Annotated in this window: 20 protein-coding genes and 1 riboswitch; of the genes, 10 read left to right on the plus strand and 10 right to left on the minus strand. The window is 67.6% G+C overall.

Features of this window, described 5'->3' with window-relative positions:
* Positions 1 to 40: 40 nt before the first annotated feature.
* The gene (locus tag AC1DYD_RS03280; RefSeq protein ID WP_478171309.1) at positions 41 to 556 is read right to left on the minus strand and encodes an RNA recognition motif domain-containing protein; all 516 of its coding nucleotides are present in this window, start codon (positions 554 to 556) and stop codon (positions 41 to 43) included.
* Positions 557 to 803: 247 nt separating this feature from the next.
* Positions 804 to 981: riboswitch (yybP-ykoY riboswitch) on the plus strand.
* A 13-nt stretch (positions 982 to 994) separates the two neighbouring features.
* On the opposite strand from AC1DYD_RS03280, the gene AC1DYD_RS03285 reads away from it, so the two are divergent.
* From AC1DYD_RS03285 to AC1DYD_RS03305, 5 genes are all read left to right on the plus strand, one after another.
* Positions 995 to 1561 carry a TMEM165/GDT1 family protein gene (locus AC1DYD_RS03285; protein ID WP_478171310.1) on the plus strand — a complete coding sequence of 189 codons (567 nt, stop codon included), beginning with the start codon at positions 995 to 997 and terminating at the stop codon, positions 1559 to 1561.
* 118 nt (positions 1562 to 1679) lie between these two features.
* Positions 1680 to 2861 (plus strand): homoserine O-succinyltransferase MetX, encoded by a 1182-nt coding sequence (metX, locus tag AC1DYD_RS03290; RefSeq protein ID WP_478171311.1) that lies wholly within the window; start codon positions 1680 to 1682, stop codon positions 2859 to 2861.
* Positions 2858 to 3442 carry a methionine biosynthesis protein MetW gene (gene metW / locus AC1DYD_RS03295; RefSeq protein WP_478171312.1) on the plus strand — a complete coding sequence of 195 codons (585 nt, stop codon included), beginning with the start codon at positions 2858 to 2860 and terminating at the stop codon, positions 3440 to 3442. The genes metX and metW overlap by 4 nt, the downstream gene beginning before the upstream one ends.
* 22 nt (positions 3443 to 3464) lie before the next feature.
* Positions 3465 to 4052, plus strand: a complete 588-nt coding sequence (locus AC1DYD_RS03300; protein WP_478171313.1) for an IMPACT family protein — start codon at positions 3465 to 3467, stop codon at positions 4050 to 4052.
* Between the two features lie 146 nt (positions 4053 to 4198).
* Positions 4199 to 4738: a bactofilin family protein gene (locus AC1DYD_RS03305; protein ID WP_478171314.1), complete on the plus strand. Its 540-nt coding sequence runs from the start codon at positions 4199 to 4201 to the stop codon at positions 4736 to 4738.
* A 150-nt stretch (positions 4739 to 4888) separates the two neighbouring features.
* Here the strand turns inward: AC1DYD_RS03305 and AC1DYD_RS03310 are convergent, their stop codons facing one another.
* Entirely contained in the window at positions 4889 to 5722 is an 834-nt protein-coding gene (locus AC1DYD_RS03310) for a DUF72 domain-containing protein (RefSeq protein WP_478171315.1), read from the minus strand.
* 126 nt (positions 5723 to 5848) lie between these two features.
* Here AC1DYD_RS03310 and AC1DYD_RS03315 point away from each other — a divergent pair, with 126 nt between their 5' ends.
* Together AC1DYD_RS03315 and AC1DYD_RS03320 are read left to right on the plus strand one after the other, a co-directional pair.
* The gene (locus AC1DYD_RS03315; RefSeq protein WP_478171316.1) at positions 5849 to 7342 is read left to right on the plus strand and encodes a M20 family metallopeptidase; all 1494 of its coding nucleotides are present in this window, start codon (positions 5849 to 5851) and stop codon (positions 7340 to 7342) included.
* A complete protein-coding gene (locus tag AC1DYD_RS03320; protein WP_478171317.1) occupies positions 7339 to 8166 on the plus strand; it encodes a lysophospholipase in 828 nt (275 codons plus the stop codon). Before AC1DYD_RS03315 ends, AC1DYD_RS03320 begins: the two co-directional genes overlap by 4 nt.
* A gap of 71 nt (positions 8167 to 8237) precedes the next feature.
* On the opposite strand, the gene AC1DYD_RS03325 is transcribed toward AC1DYD_RS03320, so the two are convergent.
* The 5 genes from AC1DYD_RS03325 to AC1DYD_RS03345 all read right to left on the minus strand — a co-directional run bounded on the left by AC1DYD_RS03325 (position 8238) and on the right by AC1DYD_RS03345 (position 13287).
* Positions 8238 to 9416: an MFS transporter gene (locus AC1DYD_RS03325; protein WP_478171318.1), complete on the minus strand. Its 1179-nt coding sequence runs from the start codon at positions 9414 to 9416 to the stop codon at positions 8238 to 8240.
* Positions 9417 to 9586: 170 nt separating this feature from the next.
* Positions 9587 to 10069 carry a YidB family protein gene (locus AC1DYD_RS03330; protein ID WP_478171319.1) on the minus strand — a complete coding sequence of 161 codons (483 nt, stop codon included), beginning with the start codon at positions 10067 to 10069 and terminating at the stop codon, positions 9587 to 9589.
* Positions 10070 to 10108: 39 nt separating this feature from the next.
* Positions 10109 to 11464: a M20/M25/M40 family metallo-hydrolase gene (locus AC1DYD_RS03335; protein WP_478171320.1), complete on the minus strand. Its 1356-nt coding sequence runs from the start codon at positions 11462 to 11464 to the stop codon at positions 10109 to 10111.
* Between the two features lie 3 nt (positions 11465 to 11467).
* A complete protein-coding gene (locus AC1DYD_RS03340) occupies positions 11468 to 12196 on the minus strand; it encodes a 16S rRNA (uracil(1498)-N(3))-methyltransferase (RefSeq protein WP_478171321.1) in 729 nt (242 codons plus the stop codon).
* Positions 12193 to 13287: an aminoglycoside phosphotransferase family protein gene (locus tag AC1DYD_RS03345; protein ID WP_478171322.1), complete on the minus strand. Its 1095-nt coding sequence runs from the start codon at positions 13285 to 13287 to the stop codon at positions 12193 to 12195. The genes AC1DYD_RS03340 and AC1DYD_RS03345 overlap by 4 nt, the downstream gene beginning before the upstream one ends.
* A 101-nt stretch (positions 13288 to 13388) precedes the next feature.
* Between AC1DYD_RS03345 and AC1DYD_RS03350 the strand changes: the two genes are divergently transcribed.
* From AC1DYD_RS03350 to rsmA, 3 genes are all read left to right on the plus strand, one after another.
* A complete protein-coding gene (locus AC1DYD_RS03350) occupies positions 13389 to 15785 on the plus strand; it encodes an LPS-assembly protein LptD (RefSeq protein ID WP_478171323.1) in 2397 nt (798 codons plus the stop codon).
* A 14-nt stretch (positions 15786 to 15799) separates the two neighbouring features.
* Positions 15800 to 17185: a peptidylprolyl isomerase gene (locus AC1DYD_RS03355; protein WP_478171324.1), complete on the plus strand. Its 1386-nt coding sequence runs from the start codon at positions 15800 to 15802 to the stop codon at positions 17183 to 17185.
* 139 nt (positions 17186 to 17324) lie between these two features.
* On the plus strand, positions 17325 to 18089 hold the full coding sequence (gene rsmA / locus AC1DYD_RS03360; RefSeq protein ID WP_478171325.1) for a 16S rRNA (adenine(1518)-N(6)/adenine(1519)-N(6))-dimethyltransferase RsmA: 765 nt from the start codon (positions 17325 to 17327) through the stop codon (positions 18087 to 18089).
* Positions 18090 to 18222: 133 nt separating this feature from the next.
* Here the strand turns inward: rsmA and AC1DYD_RS03365 are convergent, their stop codons facing one another.
* From AC1DYD_RS03365 to AC1DYD_RS03375, 3 genes are all read right to left on the minus strand, one after another.
* Positions 18223 to 18447 carry a hypothetical protein gene (locus AC1DYD_RS03365; protein ID WP_478171326.1) on the minus strand — a complete coding sequence of 75 codons (225 nt, stop codon included), beginning with the start codon at positions 18445 to 18447 and terminating at the stop codon, positions 18223 to 18225.
* A complete protein-coding gene (locus AC1DYD_RS03370; RefSeq protein ID WP_444813229.1) occupies positions 18426 to 18845 on the minus strand; it encodes a barstar family protein in 420 nt (139 codons plus the stop codon). Before AC1DYD_RS03370 ends, AC1DYD_RS03365 begins: the two co-directional genes overlap by 22 nt.
* A gap of 62 nt (positions 18846 to 18907) precedes the next feature.
* A complete protein-coding gene (locus tag AC1DYD_RS03375) occupies positions 18908 to 19321 on the minus strand; it encodes a guanyl-specific ribonuclease (RefSeq protein WP_478171327.1) in 414 nt (137 codons plus the stop codon).
* Positions 19322 to 19493 lie beyond the last annotated feature (172 nt).

Raw genomic sequence — 19493 nt, forward strand, 5'->3', positions numbered from 1 at the left:
CCTCGGGAGCCTTCTTGATGGCGTTTCGCGTTCGGCGCGATCAATAGCCGCTGTTGCCGCCGTTGCCGCCGCCGTAGCCGCCGCGGCCACCACCGCCGCCACGGGGGCCGGCGCCGTAGGGACTGCGGAAGCCGCCGTCGCCGCCGCCACCGCCGCTGCGGCCACCACCACCGCCGCCGTAGCCGCCACCGCCGCTGCGACCGCCACCGCCGCCGCCATAACCGCCACCACCACCGCCATAGCCGCCACCGCCGCCACCATAACCGCCGCCGCCGTAGCCACCACCGCCGCTGCGCGGCGGACGGGCTTCCATCGGACGGGCTTCGTTGACGACCACGCTGCGGCCACCGAGGGGTTGGCCGTTCATGCCATTGATGGCTGCTTGTGCCTCCGCATCGCTGCCCATTTCGACGAAACCGAAGCCCTTGGAACGACCGGTATCGCGTTCCATCATGACTTTGGCGCTCGTCACGGCGCCGAATTGGCCGAAGGCTTGCTCGAGATCACCGTCGCGCACCGAGTAAGGCAGGTTACCGACGTACAGTTTGTTGCCCATCAAGGGACTCCTATAAACACATCAAGAAAAGCGATGGAGTCCCGAGAGCAGCAATCCGGCGAAACATCCGCCGGGTTGCGCGAAACTGACCGATCACCGATTCGCCCCCCGAATTTTGGAGGGAGGCTCGTGCATTATGGGTGAAACGGATGAAATGCAAGTAGGAATTTGCACCCAGTCGATGGCTGGGCGAATTTATTCTGGAGTCAGTACTTGCTTACATATGGGCTCCCGGACACGCTACAATCGCCCGGTCATTGGGGAGTAGCCGCCTTCCATCGCGAGAAGGGTTTGCGTCAACAGACTTGTACTGCACCCGTGCAGCACATGGCGCAAACAGCAGCCGCCTGGCGAGACCTTTGACCGCGCAACTTCGGGATTCGGCCGAAGGTGTTGCGCGGTCAATTGCGTCTTTCGGCCGTAGGAGTCCCTTTTCCCATGGAAGCTTTCTTCGTCGCAACCGGCGTGGTCGCGCTCGCCGAGATGGGTGACAAGACCCAGCTTCTCGCCCTCATCCTGGCGGCGCGATTCCGCAAGCCGTGGCCGATCGTGGCCGGCATCCTTGCCGCGACGATCCTGAACCACGCACTGGCCGGCGCGGTCGGCAACTGGGTCACCCATGTTCTCGGCCCCGACATTCTTCGGTGGATCCTCGGCGGCTCCTTCATCGCGATGGCGCTTTGGATGCTGATCCCGGACAAGATCGACGACGGCGACGTTCCCAAGTCCTCGCACTACGGCGTGTTCGGGACCACCGTGCTGGCCTTCTTCCTCGCCGAGATGGGCGACAAGACGCAGATCGCCACCGTGATGCTCGCGGCGCGCTACGTCGATGCCTACGTGTGGGTCGTCATGGGAACCACGCTGGGCATGATGCTCGCCAACGCGCCGGTGGTCTGGCTGGGCGAGCGCATCGTCAAGCGCGTGCCGATCAAGCTCGTGCACGGCATCTCCGCCGCCATCTTCCTGGTGCTGGGCGTCGTCGCGTTGATCGGCTGGGGTTGAGCGGCATATACTTCTTCCACGCGCCGATTTGCTCCAGCTTGCGGGCGCTCTACAAATGCAGCTAAAGACGGATGCCGGGACCCGGCTCGTTTTTGGCGAGGCCGGGTCTTTTTCATTCATGTCCTTCGTCGTCATTCCGCAATCGATGCAGTTCGAGGGCCCGCTGGCACTTCGCAGCGGCGCATCGATCAGCCACTACACGCTGGCCTACGAAACCTACGGCCGGCTCAACGCCGACCGCAGCAACGCGGTGCTCGTGTGCCACGCGCTCAACGCGTCCCATCACGTCGCCGGCGTCTATGCCGACCAGCCGAAGTCGGAAGGCTGGTGGGACAACATGATCGGTCCCGGCAAGCCGGTCGACACCGACCGCTTCTTCGTCATCGGCATCAACAACCTCGGCTCCTGTTTCGGCTCCACCGGCCCGATGCACGACAACCCCGAGACCGGGCGCGCCTACGGTGCGGACTTCCCGGTCGTGACGGTCGAGGATTGGGTCGCGGCGCAGGCCGCGTTGCTCGACGCGCTCGGCATCGAGCGCCTCGCGGCCGTGATGGGCGGCAGCCTGGGCGGCATGCAGGCGCTGTCGTGGACGCTGCAGTATCCGAACCGCGTGCAGCATGCGGTGGTGGTCGCCAGCGCGCCGAGCCTGACGGCGCAGAACATCGCCTTCAACGAAGTGGCGCGGCGCGCCATCGTCACCGATCCCGACTTCCATGGCGGCCATTTCTACGCCCATGGCGTGATCCCGCGGCGCGGCCTGCGCATCGCCCGCATGATCGGCCACATCACCTACCAGAGCGACGACGTGATGAACGAGAAGTTCGGCCGCGCCCTGCGCAGCGCCGTCGAGGGCAGCGCCGCGAACACCGAGTTCCTCTATTCGACACAGGAGGTCGAGTTCCAGATCGAAAGCTACCTGCGCTACAACGGCGACAAGTTCAGCGAGTACTTCGATGCCAATACCTACCTGTTGATCACGCGCGCGCTCGACTATTTCGATCCGGCCCGCGACTTCGGCGGCGACCTCCGCGCGGCACTGGCCCAGGCCAGCGCCAAGTTCCTGCTGGTGAGCTTCAGCACCGACTGGCGCTTCTCGCCCTCACGCAGCCGCGAGATCGTGAAGGCCCTGCTCGACAACCGTCGCAACGTGAGCTACGTCGAGATCGACGCGCCGCACGGCCATGACGCCTTCCTGCTCGACGATGTGCGCTACATGAGCGTGGTCCGCTCCTACTTCGAGCGCATCGCCGCCAGTTTCGAAGGCACCGCAGTGCGAAGCACGAAGGTTCTCCCATGAGCGACAGCCACACGCAGAACCTGATCGCCCGCCTGGTGCCCCAAGGCGCGCGCGTGCTCGACCTCGGCTGCGGCGACGGCGCGCTGCTCGACCTGCTGCAACGCGAGCGGGGCTGCAGCGGCTACGGCGTCGAGATCGCCGACGGCAACGTGCTGCAGTGCGTGCGGCGCGGCGTCGACGTGATCCAGCTCAACCTCGACGAGGGGCTGGCGATGTTCGACGACGCCTCCTTCGACGTGGTGCTCCAGATCGACACGCTGCAGCACCTGCGCAACGCCGAGGTGATGCTGCGCGAGACCGCGCGCGTGGGCCGCATCGGCATCGTCGCCTTTCCCAACTTTGCCCATTGGCCGAACCGCATCAGCATCGCGCGCGGCCGCATGCCGGTCACGCGCCGCCTGCCCTACCAGTGGTACGACACGCCCAATATCCGCGTCGGAACCTTCAAGGATTTCGAGGCGCTGGCACACAAGAATCGCCTCCGCGTGCTCGACGCCTTCGGCCTGCAGGACGGACGCGAAGTGCGCTGGCTGCCGAACGCGCGCGCCAGCACCGCTGTCTTCAAGTTCGAACGCAGTTGACGCTCGCCCCAGGTCCGAGGCCATGCCATTCACGCTCGCAGCCGCGCGCCACAGCGAACTCATCATCAAGAAGAGCCGCTTCATCGGCTGTGTCCAGCCGGTCGCCGACCGCGCCGGGGCACAGGCGGTGGTCGACGCGTTGCGCCGCGAACACCCGGCGGCAGCGCATGTCTGCTGGGCACTGATGGCGGGTGGCCAATCGGCGGCCAACGACGATGGCGAGCCTGGCGGCACCGCCGGCCGGCCGATGCTCGAAGTGCTGCGGCACCACGATCTCGACGGCGTGCTGGCGACGGTGGTGCGCTATTTCGGCGGCGTCAAGCTGGGGGCCGGCGGCCTCGTGCGGGCCTACACCGACAGCATCGCGCAGACGCTGATCGATGCCCCGCTGCTGCCGCTGGTGCGCCAGCGCGTGCTGCACTGCGCGGTGCCCTATGCGCTCGAGGGACTGCTGCGGCGCGAGATCGCAGCGGTCGGTGCCGCACTCGACGGCGTGCGCCACGAAAGCATGGTGCATTTCGACTTCAGCCTGCCCGAGCCGGTGGCGGACGACTTCATTGCGCGCGTGGGCGATGCTGCGCAAGGCCGCGTCGCCTGGCTGCAAGCCTGAGCCTGTGGGGCGGAACGCGCACCAAGAAGAGAGCAAAAGTTCGCAAATCTTGTCGCATCTGGATTTATTCGGTTACGCCTCTTGCGCAATGAAGTGCCGCGAGGCGAAATGTGCTTCTTACGATAGACCTTTTGAGGAGCTACCCATTGGCCACACAGTCCCCCTTCTTCGGCAAACGTGATCGCGAAGCCGAAAATCTCACCTCCCGTCCCGCGCCGCTGATGGGTTCGAGCACCAATCTGTCGGGTACGCCCGTCAACCCGTCGACGCTCAGCACCCAGGCCGCCAACGCCGCGGCGAGCGTTGCCAAGGAAGGCGGCAGCAAGCTGACCGTCGGTCCCAACATCAAGCTCAAGGGCGTCGAGATCACGGACTGCGACACGCTGGTGGTCGAAGGCCTGGTGGAAGCGACGATGGATTCGCGCGTCATGCAGATTGCCGAACAAGGTGCCTTCAAGGGCTCGGCCGAAATCGACATCGCCGAGATTCGCGGCCTGTTCGAGGGCAACCTGACGGTGCGCGAGAAGCTCGTCATTCATTCGACCGGCAAAGTCACCGGCAAGATCCGCTACGGCAAGATCGTCGTCGAGGAAGGCGGCCAGCTGTCCGGCGAGATCAGCTTCGGCGCATCCGCGCCGTCGAGCAGCGCCGCCAAGCCGGCGGCCGCCCTGCAAGCCGCAGCCTGACCATCGCTCGCCCCCCCAGGTTGGCTCACTGCGTGTAGCCGCCCACCCCTGCCGGGGGCAACACCAGCGGCCGGGCGTTGCCGGTTCCGCGGTGTTCCATCAAGGAAAGCCTGCCTTGCGGCGGGCTTTAATCATGCGAGGGAGGCCTGATCAGGCCAGCCGCTCGATCAAGGCACTTGCAGCCGCGGGTGCTCTTTCCTTGGCGCCGTTGATGAAGAAGACGAAGACATCACGCGCCTTGCCGGCCTTCGACGGGCCGTCCTGCTCGACATGCGGCAGCGCGGCCGGCGTCTTGCCCGCGGCCCAGGTGCGTGCGTTCTCGGCCCAGGCGTCGAGCGCCTCGGGCGCGTAGCCGGTCTCGCGCGTCGCCTCGCTGTTCATGAGCCGCGCATACGCGAAGTCGCCGGTCAGGTCGGCGAAGGACGGGAACTTGCCGGAATCGGTGAACACGGTCGCCACCTTGTGCTGGCGGGCGAGTGCCAGGTACGCCGGCGACTTGAAGCTCTCGTGCCGCACGTCCATCACGTGGCGCAGCGCGAGGCTACCCGCCTTCGCCGGCAACAGCGCGAGGAAGCCCGCGAAGTCCTCCGGATCGAAGGCCTTGGTCGGCATGAACTGCCAGACGATCGGGCCCAGCTTGGGGCCGAGCTCCTCGATGCCGCTGTCGACGAAGCGCGCAATCGATTCGCCGGCGGTCGCGAGCAGCTTGCGGTTGGTGGCGAAGCGCGAGGCCTTGAGCGCGAACACGAAGCCACCGGGCGTCTCGTCGCTCCATTTCCTGAAGCTGGCCGGCTTCATGGTGCTGTAGTAGGTGCCGTTGACCTCGATCGCCGTGAGTTGCCGGCTCGCATAGCTCAGCTCCTGGGCATGGGGGAGTTTGGCGGGGTAGAAGTTGTCCCGCCAGGGCTCGTAGGTCCAGCCACCCACGCCGACGCGGATGCGCAGTTTCGTGGAAGCAGCTTCTCCTGGGGTGCGCGCTGTCATGGCTTCCCTTCGGTCGGTGTCGTGAAGCTCGCCTTTTTATCGCATCCCCGGGCCGGATGGCGGCGTTTCGCGCAGGAAGCGCCAAGAGGCACTAACATCGTTTCCCCACTCCGCGGAGCCCCCGATATGAACGCCCCCCTCCACCGTGAAATGCCCGCCGGCCTGCTCGACGCCGGCCGCGTGCTGTCCGACGTCTCCGCTCAATGGGACCAGGACATCGTCGGACAGCTCACCGACTACATCGCCATCCCCGCCAAGTCGCCGGGCTTCGACAAGGACTGGTCGCAGAACGGCTATCTCGACACCGTGCTGCGCAACGCCGCCAGCTGGGTCGAGGCGCAGAAGGTCGAGGGCCTGAAGCTCGAGATCGTGCGCCTCGAAGGCCGTACGCCGGTGCTGTTCTTCGAAGTGCCCGCCACCGGGACCGGCATGACGGAGACCGTGCTGATGTACGGCCATCTCGACAAGCAGCCCGAATTCACCGGCTGGCGCAACGACCTGGGCCCCTGGACGCCGAAGTACGAGAACGGCCTGCTCTACGGCCGCGGCGGCGCCGACGACGGCTACGCGGTGTATGCCAGCATTGCAGCGTTGCAGGCGCTCAAGGCGCAGGGCGCGGCCCATCCGCGGATCGTCGGCCTGATAGAGACCTGCGAAGAATCCGGCTCCTACGACCTGCTGCCGTATGTCGATGCGCTGCGGCCGCGCCTGGGCGAGGTCTCGCTGGTCATCTGCCTCGACTCGGGCGCCGGCAACTACGACCAGCTGTGGCTCACGAACTCGCTACGCGGCATGGCCAGCGGCACGCTGAAGGTCGAGATCCTGACCGAGGGCATCCACTCCGGCGACGCCTCCGGCCTGGTGCCGTCGAGCTTTCGCATCATGCGACAGGTGCTCGACCGCCTCGAGGACAGCAAGACCGGCCGCCTGCTGCCGGAGAGCTTCCACTGCGAAGTACCGGCCGAACGGCTGGCGCAGGCCCGCGCCACGGCGGCCATCCTCGGCGAGGAGGTCTACAAGCGTTTTCCTTGGGCCCACTACGACTGCGGCGGCTCGACCACCTTCGCGCTGCCGACCACCACCGATCCGCTCGAGGCCCTGCTCAACCGCACCTGGAAGCCGACGCTGTCGGTCACCGGCGCCGAAGGCTTCCCGGCCCTGAAGGACGCCGGCAACGTGCTGCGCCCCTACACCGCCTTCAAGCTCTCGCTGCGGCTGCCCCCGCTGGTCGATGCCGACCAGGCGGTGCAGCAGCTCAAGCAGCTGCTGGAGGACAACGCGCCCTACCAGGCCAGGGTGACCTTCGAGAGCGGCGGCGGCGCCACCGGCTGGAATGCGCCCGACACCGCTTCGTGGTTCGAACGCGCGCTGAACGCCGCCTCGCAAGCCCATTTCGGCGCCGATTGCGGCTACATCGGGCAGGGCGGCACCATCCCGCTCATGAACATGCTGAGCCAGGGATTCCCGAAGGCGCAAATGATGGTCTGCGGTGTGCTGGGCCCGAAGAGCAACGCACACGGACCGAACGAGTTCCTGCACGTGCCCTACGCGAAGAAGCTGACGGCGGCGGTGGCCGAAGTCATCGCCGCGCTGCCGGTCGCCCGCGCCGCCGCCGTTTGACGACGCTGCATACACCCGACGGCGAAACGCTGGCGCTGCGCGACTGGCCGATCGAGACCGGCCCGGCCCGGGCCGTCGTGCTGCTGGTGCACGGTCTGGGGGAGCACGCCGGACGCTATGCCACGGTCGCTGCGCGTCTCAACGGCTGGGGATTCGCGGCGCGCGCCGCCGACCACCATGGCCACGGCGCATCGAGCGGCGCACGGGGCGGCCTGCCGACCCCGGCCCGACTGGTCGACGACCTGGCGCTGGTGGTTGACGACACGCGTCGGGCCTTTCCCGGATTGCCGCTGGTGCTGTTGGGCCACAGCCTGGGCGGGCTGGTGGCGGCCAGCGCCGTGGCACGCGGGGTGCGGGAGGTCGACGCGCTGGTGCTGTCGTCACCGGCGCTCGATGCCGGGCTCGGCGGCTTCCAGAAGCTGCTGGTCGCCACGCTGTCGCGCCTGGCACCGAAGCTGCGCGTAGGCAACGGGCTCGACGTCGACTTCCTCTCGCACGAGCGGGCCGTGGCCGAGGCCTACCGCGCCGACCCGCTGTGCCACGACCGCATCGGCGCCCGCCTGGCAGGCTTCCTGGCCAACGAAGGCACCGCGGTGCAGGCGGCGGCGCCGGCCTGGCAGGTGCCGACCTTGCTGATCTATGCAGGTGACGATCGGCTGGTGAAGCCGGCCGGCAGCCGGGCCTTCGCCGACGCCGCGCCAGCTTCGGTCGTCAGCACCATCTGCTTCCCGACGCTCTACCACGAGATCTTCAACGAGCGCGACGTCGAGCCGGTGTTCGGGACGCTGCGCCACTGGCTCGACGCCCGCTTCCCCGGCGCTTAGGGCCTGTGCACCCTATTTCCGGGGTCGCGAAGGCCTGCCAGGACGGGCCCATCAAGGCGCGCGAACAGGCCTTAAGCCGCTGCAGCCGCGGCCGCGGCGCGCTGACGTCGCACGAGCCACAGCAGCGCGGCGCCGGTCAGCAGCACCGGCACCAGCGAGCCGAGGTTGAGCAGCCGCCAGCCCTGTGTCGTGACCAGCACGCCCGATGCGAAAGAGCTCAGCGCCAGCGTCGCGAAGACGCAGAAGTTGAGGGCGCCCTGGGCGCGGTCCCGCTCCTCGGGTGTGTAGGCCGCGAGCGAGAGCGTGGTGCTGCCGGTGAAGAGGAAGTTCCAGCCGACGCCAAGCATGAACAGCGCGAGCAGGAACTGGTGCAGGTCCACGCCCGACAGCGCGACCATGATGCAGCCCAGGTTGAGCGCCAGGCCCATGCCCATCACCGGCAGCACGCCGATCCGGCGGATCAGGTGACCGGTGAAGAAGCCCGGTGCGAACATGCCGATCACGTGCCACTCGAGCACCAGGGCGATGTCCTCGAAGGGCAGGCTGCAAACCTGCATCGCGATCGGCGTCGCCGCCATCAGCAGGTTCATCACGCCGAAGCCGAGAGCGCCCGAGACCGCAGCGACGATGAACATCGGCTGGCGCGCGATCTCGCCCAGGGTGCGCCCGCCCTTGGCTGCCGATCGGGCCGGTGGCGCCGGAAAATCGATGAACTGCATCATCGCCAACGACAGCAGCGCGACCGCCGCCAGCGTCAGATAGGCACCGGCGAAAGGCACGGCGAACCAGTTGCGCGTCGCGGCGGCGAGGTTCGGGCCGGCCACCGCGCCGAGCAGTCCGCCAGCCATCACCAGCGAGACGGCTTTTTCGCGCCATTCGGGCGCCGCGAGTTCGGCGGCGGCGAAACGATAGAGGCTGGCGTTGGCGTTGTAGTAGCCTGCCACCACGGTGGCCGCGCAGAGCAGCCAGAAGTTCTGCCAGAGCGCGGCCTGGGCGCACAGCAGCGCAGAGACGAGCGCCACGGCGATCCCGATCTGGAACGAGCGCCGCCGGCCGAAGCGCTGCTGGGTGCGCGCCACGAGGCCGGTGGCGAGCGCGCCGCCGACCACATAGCCCATCACTGGCAAGGTCGCCATCCAGCCGCGCGGCGCCAGCGAGAACCCGACCAGGCCGTTGATGGCGATGAAGGTGACGTTGTTCGTGAGGAACAGGCCTTGGCAGATGGCGAGCAGCCAGAGATTGCGGTTCATTGGGCTGGAGGCTGAAAGGGACGCCCGTTCTATCACGGCGGCAGGACGGCTTCGCCGCCAGGCCGGCGCCGGGCCGCCCGCGCGGCGAAGTCCGCGCTTTCGCGCTGACGGGCGGCCTGCTGACTTCCCCTCGGGGGGCAGCGACACACGCAGTGAGGAGCGTGGGGCTCCTAGCTCTTTTGCAGCAGCCCGCTCAGCGAAGACAGCAGATCGTCCTGCGTGCCCAGCCCTTCGGCCGGCACCTGGCCCTTGGGCGTGAGGTGATCGATGAGCGTCGGCAACAGCGCGGCCAGCATCGGCAGCAGCGTCGCGCTGTTGATGCCGAGCTTCTGCGCGATGCCCGCGATGGCATCGCTTCCCAGTACCTCCTGCAGCTGACCACCGGAAATCGGCGCGTTCTCGCCCTTGCCGACCCAGGAGCCAATGACATCGCCCATCCCGGCCTGCTCGAACTTGGAGACCAACCCACCGAGACCACCGACTTCGCCGTTGTTGGCGAGCAGGCCGCCGAGCGCGCCGGCCAGGCCGCCGAGATCGCCCGCCGAGCCGCCCGCGCCGCCGAAAAGCGCACCGAGTTCACCCAGGCCGCCGCCTTGGGGCTGCTGCTGCGCGCCGCCGAGCACTTGACCGAGTACCGAATCGAGCAATCCCATGATGGGTTCCTGACATGTGTGAAGGGGAAGGAATGGCCGCTATCTGGCGTGCGGCGCCCGCCTGGCGAGCAGGGGTTCGCTCACGCCCTGCACGCCAACCAGCCCGAGCACCGTCAGCAGGGCATTCTGCGCGCCCTGCCAGGCGTCTGTCACGTCGATCCATTCGGACAGTGCATGAAAGCCGCCGGTCTGGCCACCGCTGCCGATGATGATGGCCGGAATGCCGAGCGACATCGGCACGTTCGCATCGGTGCTGGCGCCGCTCAGCAGGGTCCTGTGACCGAAGGCGGCGTTGGAGCGCACCGCCGCCTCGACGATCACCGAATCGGCCACCGTGCGCCCGCCGGGCCGGTCGCCGATCAGTTTCGTGGTGGCGACCAGCGTCGAGACGTTCCAGCGCTTGTTCTCCGCCGCCACGGCCTCGTCGATCGCGGCCAGCACCTTCTTCTCGGTCTCCAGCAGTGCGCCCATCTCGTCGGAACGGATATCGACCGTCATGCGCGCATCCGGGGCGATGGTGTTGACCGAGGTGCCGCCGCCGACGGTGCCGATCGTGAAGGTGGTGCGCGGCGATGCCGGCGTCTCGATGTCGGCGATCCGGGCAATCGCGCGGCCCATGCCGTGGATCGCGCTCGGTACCTTGCCGAAGGCGCCGTAGCTGTGGCCGCCGGGCCCCTTGAAGTTCACTTCGTAGCGATGACTGGCGGTACCGAGCACCAGCACCGTGCCGTCGGGCGCCGGCTCCAACCCGACCATGCCGTCGATGTCGGGGTGGTCGCGGAAGATGGCCTTCATGCCACGCAGGTTGCCCAGTTCCTCCTCGCCGACGTTGCCGACGAACAGCAGGTCGCCCACGGTTTGCACCTGCTGGTCGTTCAGAACCTTGAGCCAGGACAGCAGCACCGACAGTCCGCGCGTGTCGTCCGAGATGCCCGGTGCGTAGAGCCGGCCGTCGCGTTCCTTCACGCGAACGTCGGTGCCGGCCGGAAAGACGGTGTCGAGATGCGCCGAGACCAGGAGCCTCGGGCCGTTGCCGCTGCCCTTGCGCAGTCCGATCACATTGCCTTCGGCGTCGATCCTGGCATGGGACAGGCCCAGCGCCTTCATGCGGGCCAGGAAGGCCTCCGCGCGCTTCTGCTCCTTGAATGGCGGCGCCTCGATCTCAGTCAGCATGCGCAGGTCCTCGACCGACCGCGCGTGATCGGCCTCCACCGCATCGAGCAATTTGCGCATCGAGGGCGCAGCGAGCAGTTGCGTGTAGGCCTGGTCGACCGCCGGTCGCACATGGGTGGGCGTGGGCGCCACCGCGGCGTTCTGGGCATGGGCGAGGCCGGCGGCGAATGCGGCGAGGAGCAGTGGCGCCGCGCTCCGGCGGCCCAGGTGGCGAGCGCGCATGAATCAGCCGCCGGCCAGCCAGGCCAGTGCCGCCAGCGCGGCCGTCTCGGCCCGCAGCACGCGCGGACCGAGCGTCAGCGGCGCAAAACCCTGCGCGATCGCAGCCTGCTCCTCGGCTGCGCTGAGGCCGCCCTCGGGACCGCTCAGCACCCAGGCATCGGGGCCCGCGCCTTGCACGGCGCCGAGGACGTCGGCCACCCGTCGGGTGCCGGGCGCCAGGCTCAGCACGAAACGCTCGGCGTCTCCCTGCCGCGACGCCAGCCAGGGAGCGAGGGCCAGCACCGGATGGATCCGCGGCACGCGGTTGCGTCCGCATTGCTCGCAGGCCGCGATCGCGATCGCTTCCCAGTGGGTCCGCTTCTTCTCTGCCCGCTCGGCGTTGAGCCTCAGCACGCCGTGGGCGGTCATCAGGGGCTGGATGCTGGCCACGCCGAGCTCCGTGGCCTTCTCGACCAGCCAGTCCATGCGCTCGTTGGCCGGCATGCCGACCGCCAGGTGGACGGCACGCGGCGCCTCGCGTTCGACCGCCGTGTGGGCGCCGACCTGCACCGCGACCTCGCTGCGGCCCATGTGCTCGACCGTGGCCGCGTACTCGCCGCCCAGGCCGTCGAACAGCGTCAGTGCATCGCCGGGCTGCATCCGCAGCACCTGCACGTGGCGCGCCGCGCCGGCCGGCAGCACCAGGGGGCCGTCGGCGGCGAGCGCAACCGCGCAGTGGAAACGCGCTGTCACACGCGTCCGTAGGCGAAGCCGCTCAATGCCTGCGTGCCTTCGACCTCGTCGACGACCCGCAGCAGCGGCGTCAGTTCGCTATAGCGAGCGGCGGTGGCCCGGATGTAGGCGATGAAGCGCGGCGTGTCGGCCAGGTACTTCGGCTTGCCGTCGCGCAGCGTCAGCCGGGCGAAGATGCCCGCCACCTTCAGATGGCGCTGCAGACCCATCCATTCGACCGCCCGATAGAAGGCGCCGAAGTCATCGTCGACCGGCAGGCCGGCCTTGCGGGCCCGCTCCCAGTAGCGCACCGTGACGTCGAGCACGAACTCTTCGTCCCAGCTCAGGAAGGCGTCGCGCATCAGGCTCGCGATGTCGTAGGTGACGGGCCCATAGACCGCATCCTGGAAGTCCAGCACGCCGAGCGCATCGCCATCGCCGACCATCAGGTTTCGCGGCATGAAATCGCGGTGCACGTAGACCGGCGCGGCTGCGAGATTGTTCTCGACGATGGCCTTGAAACTTCGTTCGAGCCGTTCCTTGAGCCGCCCTTCGACCGCCATGCCGCGATGCCGCGCGATGTACCAGTCGGGGAACAGCGCCAGCTCGCGTTCCAGCAGTGCGCGGTCGTAGGGCGGCAGGACACCGGGCCTGGACGCCAGCTGCCAGCGGACCAGGGCATCGACCGCATGGTCGTACAAAGGCCGTGCCGCCTGCGGCTTCGCCGGGTCGATGACGTCCAGCATGGTCTGCCGGCCCAGGTCGTCGAGCAGCAGGAAGCCCTCGGAGGGCTCCCACTCGAGCACCTGCGGCGCGCTCACGCCGGCTTCGGCCATCAGCTTGGCGACCTGCACGAAGGGCGCGCTGTTTTCCTGCGCAGGCGGCGCGTCCATGATGATCCGGGTCGGGGCGCCGGCGCTGGCATCGACGCGGAAATAGCGCCGGAAGCTGGCATCGGCCGAGGCCATGCGCACGCTCTCGGGCCGCAGATGATGGCGTTCGGAAACCCGCTCCATCCAATGCTGGAACGACCTGGCGCGGGCCGGGTCGCCCCAGGCCGGTGCTTCGGGAGAGGGGGCGGCGGCGCCGGACGGGGGCTGGGAGGCTGTCATGGATAATCGATTCTACAAATCCGCCTGGCGCGGAGCTTCGCAACCCGATGGCCCACGGCGCCATCTTCCCCCTCCCACAGACCGAAATCTGTCCCGTACCGATGCTTGACTTGAACCGAGCCGCCTGGCGCCGGTGCCGCCCGCCCTTGCCCCTGGCGCTGCTGTCGCTGGCGCTGCTGCATGCGCAGGGCGCGTGGGCACAGGACGCGGACCTGGGCGCGCCGCTCGTGCTCAAGCGCACGCCGCAACTCGTGGAAACCATCCCGCCGACCTCGCGCAGCCAGCTGCCGACCTTTGTGGATGGCGACCGGATCTCCGGCCGGCCCGACCTCGAGACCGTGGTCGAAGGCAACGCGACCCTGCGCCGCGGTGATCTGTCGCTCAGGGCCGACCGGCTCGAGTACTACCAGCCGGACGACCGCGCCCGCGCCACCGGCAATGTCCGCATCAACCAGGCCGGCAACGTGTACGAGGGGCCCGAACTCGAGCTCAAGCTCGAGACTTTCGAGGGCTTCTTCAACAACGTCCGCTACCGATTCCTCGCCACCGGCGGCCGGGGCGACGCCAAGCGCATCGATTTCGTCGACAGCAACGTCTCGGTGGCGCGCATGGCCACCTACACCACCTGCCGGCCCGAGGACTACCCGGGCTGGATGCCGGCCTGGCTGCTGAGCGCCGCCACCCTGACCACCGACACCGAGGAGAACGTCGGTGTCGCGACCAACGCGCGGCTGACCTTCATGGGTGTCAGCACGCCGCCCTTCCCGTCGCTGAGCTTCCCGCTCAGCGACGACCGCAAGACCGGCATGCTGCCGCCGGTCATCGGCCTCGACAATGTCAACGGCCTCGACATCACGACGCCGTACTACTGGAACATCGCGCCCAACCGCGACGCCACGCTGTATCCGACGCTGATGAGCAAGCGCGGCATCAACCTGGGCACCGAGTTCCGCTACCTGGAAGAGAAGTACAGCGGCGAGATCCGGGCCGACTACATGCCATACGACCGGCTGCGCGACCGCGACCGCTGGGGCATCTGGACCCATCACGCCCAGACGTTCGACTCCCGGTACTTCGGGCTCGACTCGCTGGTCGGCACGCTCAACATCAACCGCGTGAGCGACAACGACTACTGGCGCGACTTCACCCGGACGCCCTCGCTGACGCAGCGCCTGCTGGCCAACGACGGTTCGCTCAACTGGATGAAGGGCGACTGGAGCGGCACCGCGCGCGCGCTGAGCTACCAGACCTTGCAGTACGCGCCGGCACCGATCGTGCCGCCCTACGACCGGATGCCGCAGATCACGGCGAACTACAACAAGTACGACTGGAACGGCTTCGACTTCTCGCTCAACAACGACTACACGCGCTTCGAGGCCAAGAATCCGCTCGTGCAGGGCCAGCCCAACGGCGAGCGGGTCTTCTCGATGGCCTCGCTGAGCCGGCCCTTCCTGACACCGGGGACCTTCGTGGTTCCGAAGGTGATGCTGAACGCGACCGCCTACCAGTTCGATGCGCCGCTGCTGACCAACGGCGCGACCTCGGCGGACCGCGTGGTGCCGACCTTCAGCCTGGACAGCGGCCTGATCTTCGAGCGCGACGCCAACTACTTCGGCCGCGCCTTCCGCCAGACGCTGGAGCCGCGCGCCTTCTATGTCTACACGCCCTTCCGGAACCAGAACTACCTGCCGGTCTACGACACGGCGCAGAACGACTTCAACTTCGCCACCGTCTACACCGAAAACGCCTTTTCGGGCGATGACCGCATCTCCGACAGCAACCTGCTGACGCTCGGCGCGACCACCCGGCTGATCGACCCCGACACCGGCGCCGAGGCCGCGCGCTTCGGCGTCGCCCAGCAGCTGCGCTTCGCGGACCAGCTGGTCACCATGCCGGGCGCCTTGCCGGTCACCGACCGGGTCAGCAACCTGCTGCTGGGCGCCCAGATCAACTGGACGCCGAAATGGAGCGTGGACGGCACCGTCCAGTACAACCCCGACACGCAAAACTCGGCCCGCACCGCACTCAGCGCGCGCTACAACCCCGGGCCCTACCGCACGGTGAGTGCCGCCTACCGCTATCAGGCCGACACCACCCCGACCTCGAATGACGGCAACCGGTCGCTCGATGTCAGCTGGCAGTGGCCGATCAACGACCTCTGGGGCGACAAGGGCCAGGACCTGAGTGCCGGAAGGGGTCAAGGCGGCGGGCGCTGGTACGCGGTAGGCCGTTTGAACTACAGTCTGGAGTCCAGCAAACTAACCGACGGCGTGCTCGGCTTCGAATACGACGGTTGTTGCTGGATCGGGCGCGTGGTGGTGGAACGCGTTACCACCGGCCAAGTCACAGTCAACACGCGAATCATGTTCCAGCTCGAGCTGGTCGGGTTCGCCAGCGTCGGCTCGAGCCCGAGACGAACACTGACGCAGAACATCCAGCGCTACACCCCGCTTCGCCAACCGAGCCTCGGCCCGAGCCGCTTCACCAATTACGACTGAGATCGAGCTTCGCCATGAAACCCATCCGATCCATCCTCACCCTGGCCTGCCTCGCGGCGCTGACCGCCGCAGCCGGCGCCCAGGGCATCACCGACATCATGCGCAGCGGCCCGCGCGTCGGGCCGGCTCCGATGCCGAGCCAACCGCGCCCGCCGGCGCTCGCCACCCGGCGCTCGGCCGAATACATCGTCGCGCTGGTCAACTCAGAGCCGGTGACCAACACCGAGGTGCAGTCCCGCATGGAACAAGTGCTGCGAGAGAATCCCGACGCCGAACGCCTTCCCCGGGCCGATCTGGCGAGGCTGGTGCTCGATCGGCTCATCAACGAGCGGGCGCAGCTCCAGATGGGCAAGGAATACGGCGTCAAGGTCGACGATCTCGCGGTCGACCAGGCCGAGCAGACCGTCGCCCGGCAGAACCAGATCAGCGTGGACGAACTGTACCGCCGCGTGGCGGCCCAGGGCCTCTCGAAGGACCAGTTCCGCCGCGACCTGCGTGACCAGCTGATCCTGACGCGCCTGCGCGATCGCGAAATCGAAGCCAAGGTCAAGATCAGCGATATCGAAGTCGACCAGTTCATCAAGGAACAGCGCGCCGGCGTCAACGCCGCTTTCCCGCCGAACATCAACATCGCCCAGCTGATCGTCCAGGTGCCCGAAAACGCCAGCGAGGCCGACGTGGCCAAGCTGCAGCAGCGCGCCCAGGCCCTGGCGCAGCGCGCCCGCGCCGGCGAGGACTTCACCAAGCTGGTGCAGGAGAACTCCGATGCGCCTGACCGCGCCAGCGGCGGTGCCCTGGGCATGCGCAGCGCAGACCGCTATCCGGGGATCTTCGTCGAGACCACGCAGTCGACGCCGGTCGGCGGCATTGCCGGGCCGATCCGCTCCAGCGCCGGCTTCCATGTGCTCAAGCTGCTGTCGAAGTCGCAACCCGGCGCCAGCGATGCGGTCGTCACGCAGACTCAGGTGCGCCACATCCTGCTGCGCAACGATCCGAAGCGCAGCACGGCCGAGGCGGTCGCACAGCTGGCCGAGTTCAAGAAGCGGCTGCAGGCCGGCACGGCCGACTTCGCCGGCCTGGCACGCGACAATTCCCAGGACGGCAGCGCCAAGCAAGGCGGCGACCTGGGCTGGTCGCGGCCGGGCATGTTCGTGCCAGAGTTCGAGGAAGTGGTGAACCGCCTGGCGCCCGGAGAGACCAGCGACCCGGTGGTCACGCGTTTCGGGGTCCACCTGATCCAGGTCCAGGGCCGGCGCGAAGCCAAGCTGAGCCAGGCCGAGCAGCGCGAGGCCGTGCGCGCCGTGATGCGCCAGAAGAGGGTCGAACAGGCCACCGACACCTGGGCCCAGGAAGTGCGCGCCCGCGCCTACGTCGAGTTCCGCGAAGCGCCGCAGTCATGACTCGCCCCCAGGTTGCCCGCACTTCGTGTCGGGCGCCCACCCCCTGCCGGGGGCAACACCAGCGGCCCGGCGAAGCCGGTTCCGCGGTGTTTCACGATGGGGCCAGCGGCCGTTGGCCGCGGCCGGGACGAGCCCGTTCGTGAAACACATCGCGCGCAAGCGCTTCGGGCAGCACTTTCTGACCGACGGGGGAATCATCGACGCCATCGTGCGCGAGATCGCGCCGAAGGCCGGGGATGCGATGGTCGAGATCGGGCCGGGGCTGGCGGCCTTGACGCAGCCGCTGGTGGAGCGGCTGGGACGGCTCACGGTGATCGAACTGGACCGCGACCTGGCGCAGCGGCTGCGCGGGCACGGCCAGCTGGACGTGATCGAGTCCGACGTGCTCAAGGTGGATTTCGCCGCGCTGGCCGACAAGTTCTCGCCGGCGCCGCTGCGCGTCGTGGGCAACCTTCCCTACAACATCTCGACCCCGATCCTGTTCCATCTGCTGGGCTTCGCCCATCGGGTTGCCGACCAGCACTTCATGCTGCAGAAGGAAGTCATCGACCGCATGGTCGCCCGGCCGGCGACTTCAGACTACAGCCGCCTGAGCGTGATGCTGCAATGGCGCTACGCGATGGACAACATCCTGTTCGTGCCCCCGGAGAGCTTCGATCCGCCGCCACGCGTCGACAGCGCCGTGGTCCGCATGGTGCCCCTGGCCGAGCCGCCTGCCGTCGATGCGGCCCGCCTCGGCGAGATCGTCCAGGTCGCCTTCAGCCAGCGCCGCAAGCTGCTGCGCCATACGCTCGGCAAATGGCTCGAAGCACATGCCTTCGCCGGCGCCTTCGACGTCCAGCGCCGCGCCGAGGAAGTGCCGGTCGCCGAATACGTCGCCCTCGCCCAATCCGTCCACCCATAAAAAAAGCCCGCCGAAGGCGGGGCTTTGTTCGTGAAACACCGCGGAACCGGCTTTGCCGGGCCGCGGGTGTTGCCCCTGGCAGGGGGTGGGCGCCCGGACACGAAGTGCCGGGCAGCCTGGGGGCGAGCAACAGCTACGCGGCTGCCAGCCAATAGCCCGCATTGAAGGGGCTGCTCATGCGCAACGCCAGTGGCGAGACGTCGACCAGTTTGTCGGTCGGCATCTTTTCCGCCGCTGGGTCGGCATTTTGAAGATCGATGCCGGTCGCCGGAGCGGCGGCATTGTCCGGGGAAGCCTCGTTCGCCCGTTCTGCTTGGCTGGTGTGTGCAGAACGGGCTACAGAAAAGAATAGAAGCACCTGAACGGTATCTTCCGGTCTCCCCAGTAGTCGGAGGCGTCGCGGAAGATGTCGAGCAGCTGCTCGCGTGCTTCCTTGTCGAACTTGGCATTGGCCGGGATCTGCTCGAGCACGATGACGAAACCCGGCTGCGGGCCCGATTTGTGCAAGGGATCGGTCATGCAGTCGTACAACGCGTCGAAGTTCTTGCCGAAGTGCTGCGGGAAGGTGAATTGCTGGGCAATCAGGTCAAGCACGTCCTGCTTCGTCTGGGCGTTGCCCAGGTTGGCGTACAGGAAATGCTGACCGGCCGCATGCGCCGCTTCCTGCAGGTCGTTCACGCGGAAGGCGCGAATCGACTGCACGATGTTGGGTCGCACTGCACGAAGGGATAAGGTCATCTCCGCTGGTCTTTCCATGGTTGTCGTCGTCGTCATTTCTTCGGGACACCTTTCGGCGCCGCTCCAATTCAGTTGCTCGCTCATGGCACGATCCGCCGGAAGCTCGCGTAGTGGTCTGCCGTATACCAGCAGCCCGATGGCGTCGTGCGCTCACCTCCACAGACGATGCGCCGGGCGCCCCGGTCACGCGAACCGGGCGTATCGACCGTGTATTCTCGATAGTGGCCTCGCCGTTCCGGCGGCAGCAGTCGTTCTCGGTTGCCGAACGCCGCGCCGTCTTTCTCGTGCCGGAAAGGTCCACCGTTCAAAATGGCCTCATAGGTACGCTGGCCTTGCACCGGCAGTTCGGCCAGCGCGACCGTTTCCTGTGCCGGGGTGCCGTCACGGGCGCCGAACCATTCGCGAGCCTGGACTCCCGTCGTCAGGGCCACCAGCAGCATGCCAGTGAGCGCCAACTTGGAAACCGGGGACGAGATCGAGGCGTCAGCCGCCATGGGGCACCAGAAGGAAAAGAGCGAGAACCGAACCGGGGGATCAACCTTGGGGTTAACCCGCAAATTCAAGCCCGCAAGTGTGCACCAGGGACGCGCAAATAGCAAGCACCTGCTCAATCTTTGAGCAGGTAGAAGGGAGAAGCGACGCTGTTGAAGTTAGCGTTCGCTGTCG

It is taken from the genome of Variovorax sp. P4_B11, assembly GCF_056402355.1.

Excerpts from the sequence above, each read along its gene's own strand:
- AC1DYD_RS03280 (WP_478171309.1), bottom strand. The coding sequence starts at position 556 with ATGGGCAACAAACTGTACGTCGGTAACCTGCCTTACTCGGTGCGCGAC.
- AC1DYD_RS03285 (WP_478171310.1), top strand. The coding sequence starts at position 995 with ATGGAAGCTTTCTTCGTCGCAACCGGCGTGGTCGCGCTCGCCGAGATG.
- metX (WP_478171311.1), top strand. The coding sequence starts at position 1,680 with ATGTCCTTCGTCGTCATTCCGCAATCGATGCAGTTCGAGGGCCCGCTG.
- metW (WP_478171312.1), top strand. The coding sequence starts at position 2,858 with ATGAGCGACAGCCACACGCAGAACCTGATCGCCCGCCTGGTGCCCCAA.
- AC1DYD_RS03300 (WP_478171313.1), top strand. The coding sequence starts at position 3,465 with ATGCCATTCACGCTCGCAGCCGCGCGCCACAGCGAACTCATCATCAAG.
- AC1DYD_RS03310 (WP_478171315.1), bottom strand. The coding sequence starts at position 5,722 with ATGACAGCGCGCACCCCAGGAGAAGCTGCTTCCACGAAACTGCGCATC.
- AC1DYD_RS03315 (WP_478171316.1), top strand. The coding sequence starts at position 5,849 with ATGAACGCCCCCCTCCACCGTGAAATGCCCGCCGGCCTGCTCGACGCC.
- AC1DYD_RS03325 (WP_478171318.1), bottom strand. The coding sequence starts at position 9,416 with ATGAACCGCAATCTCTGGCTGCTCGCCATCTGCCAAGGCCTGTTCCTC.
- AC1DYD_RS03330 (WP_478171319.1), bottom strand. The coding sequence starts at position 10,069 with ATGGGATTGCTCGATTCGGTACTCGGTCAAGTGCTCGGCGGCGCGCAG.
- AC1DYD_RS03335 (WP_478171320.1), bottom strand. The coding sequence starts at position 11,464 with ATGCGCGCTCGCCACCTGGGCCGCCGGAGCGCGGCGCCACTGCTCCTC.
- AC1DYD_RS03345 (WP_478171322.1), bottom strand. The coding sequence starts at position 13,287 with ATGACAGCCTCCCAGCCCCCGTCCGGCGCCGCCGCCCCCTCTCCCGAA.
- AC1DYD_RS03350 (WP_478171323.1), top strand. The coding sequence starts at position 13,389 with ATGCTTGACTTGAACCGAGCCGCCTGGCGCCGGTGCCGCCCGCCCTTG.
- AC1DYD_RS03355 (WP_478171324.1), top strand. The coding sequence starts at position 15,800 with ATGAAACCCATCCGATCCATCCTCACCCTGGCCTGCCTCGCGGCGCTG.
- AC1DYD_RS03370 (WP_444813229.1), bottom strand. The coding sequence starts at position 18,845 with ATGGAAAGACCAGCGGAGATGACCTTATCCCTTCGTGCAGTGCGACCC.
- AC1DYD_RS03375 (WP_478171327.1), bottom strand. The coding sequence starts at position 19,321 with ATGGCGGCTGACGCCTCGATCTCGTCCCCGGTTTCCAAGTTGGCGCTC.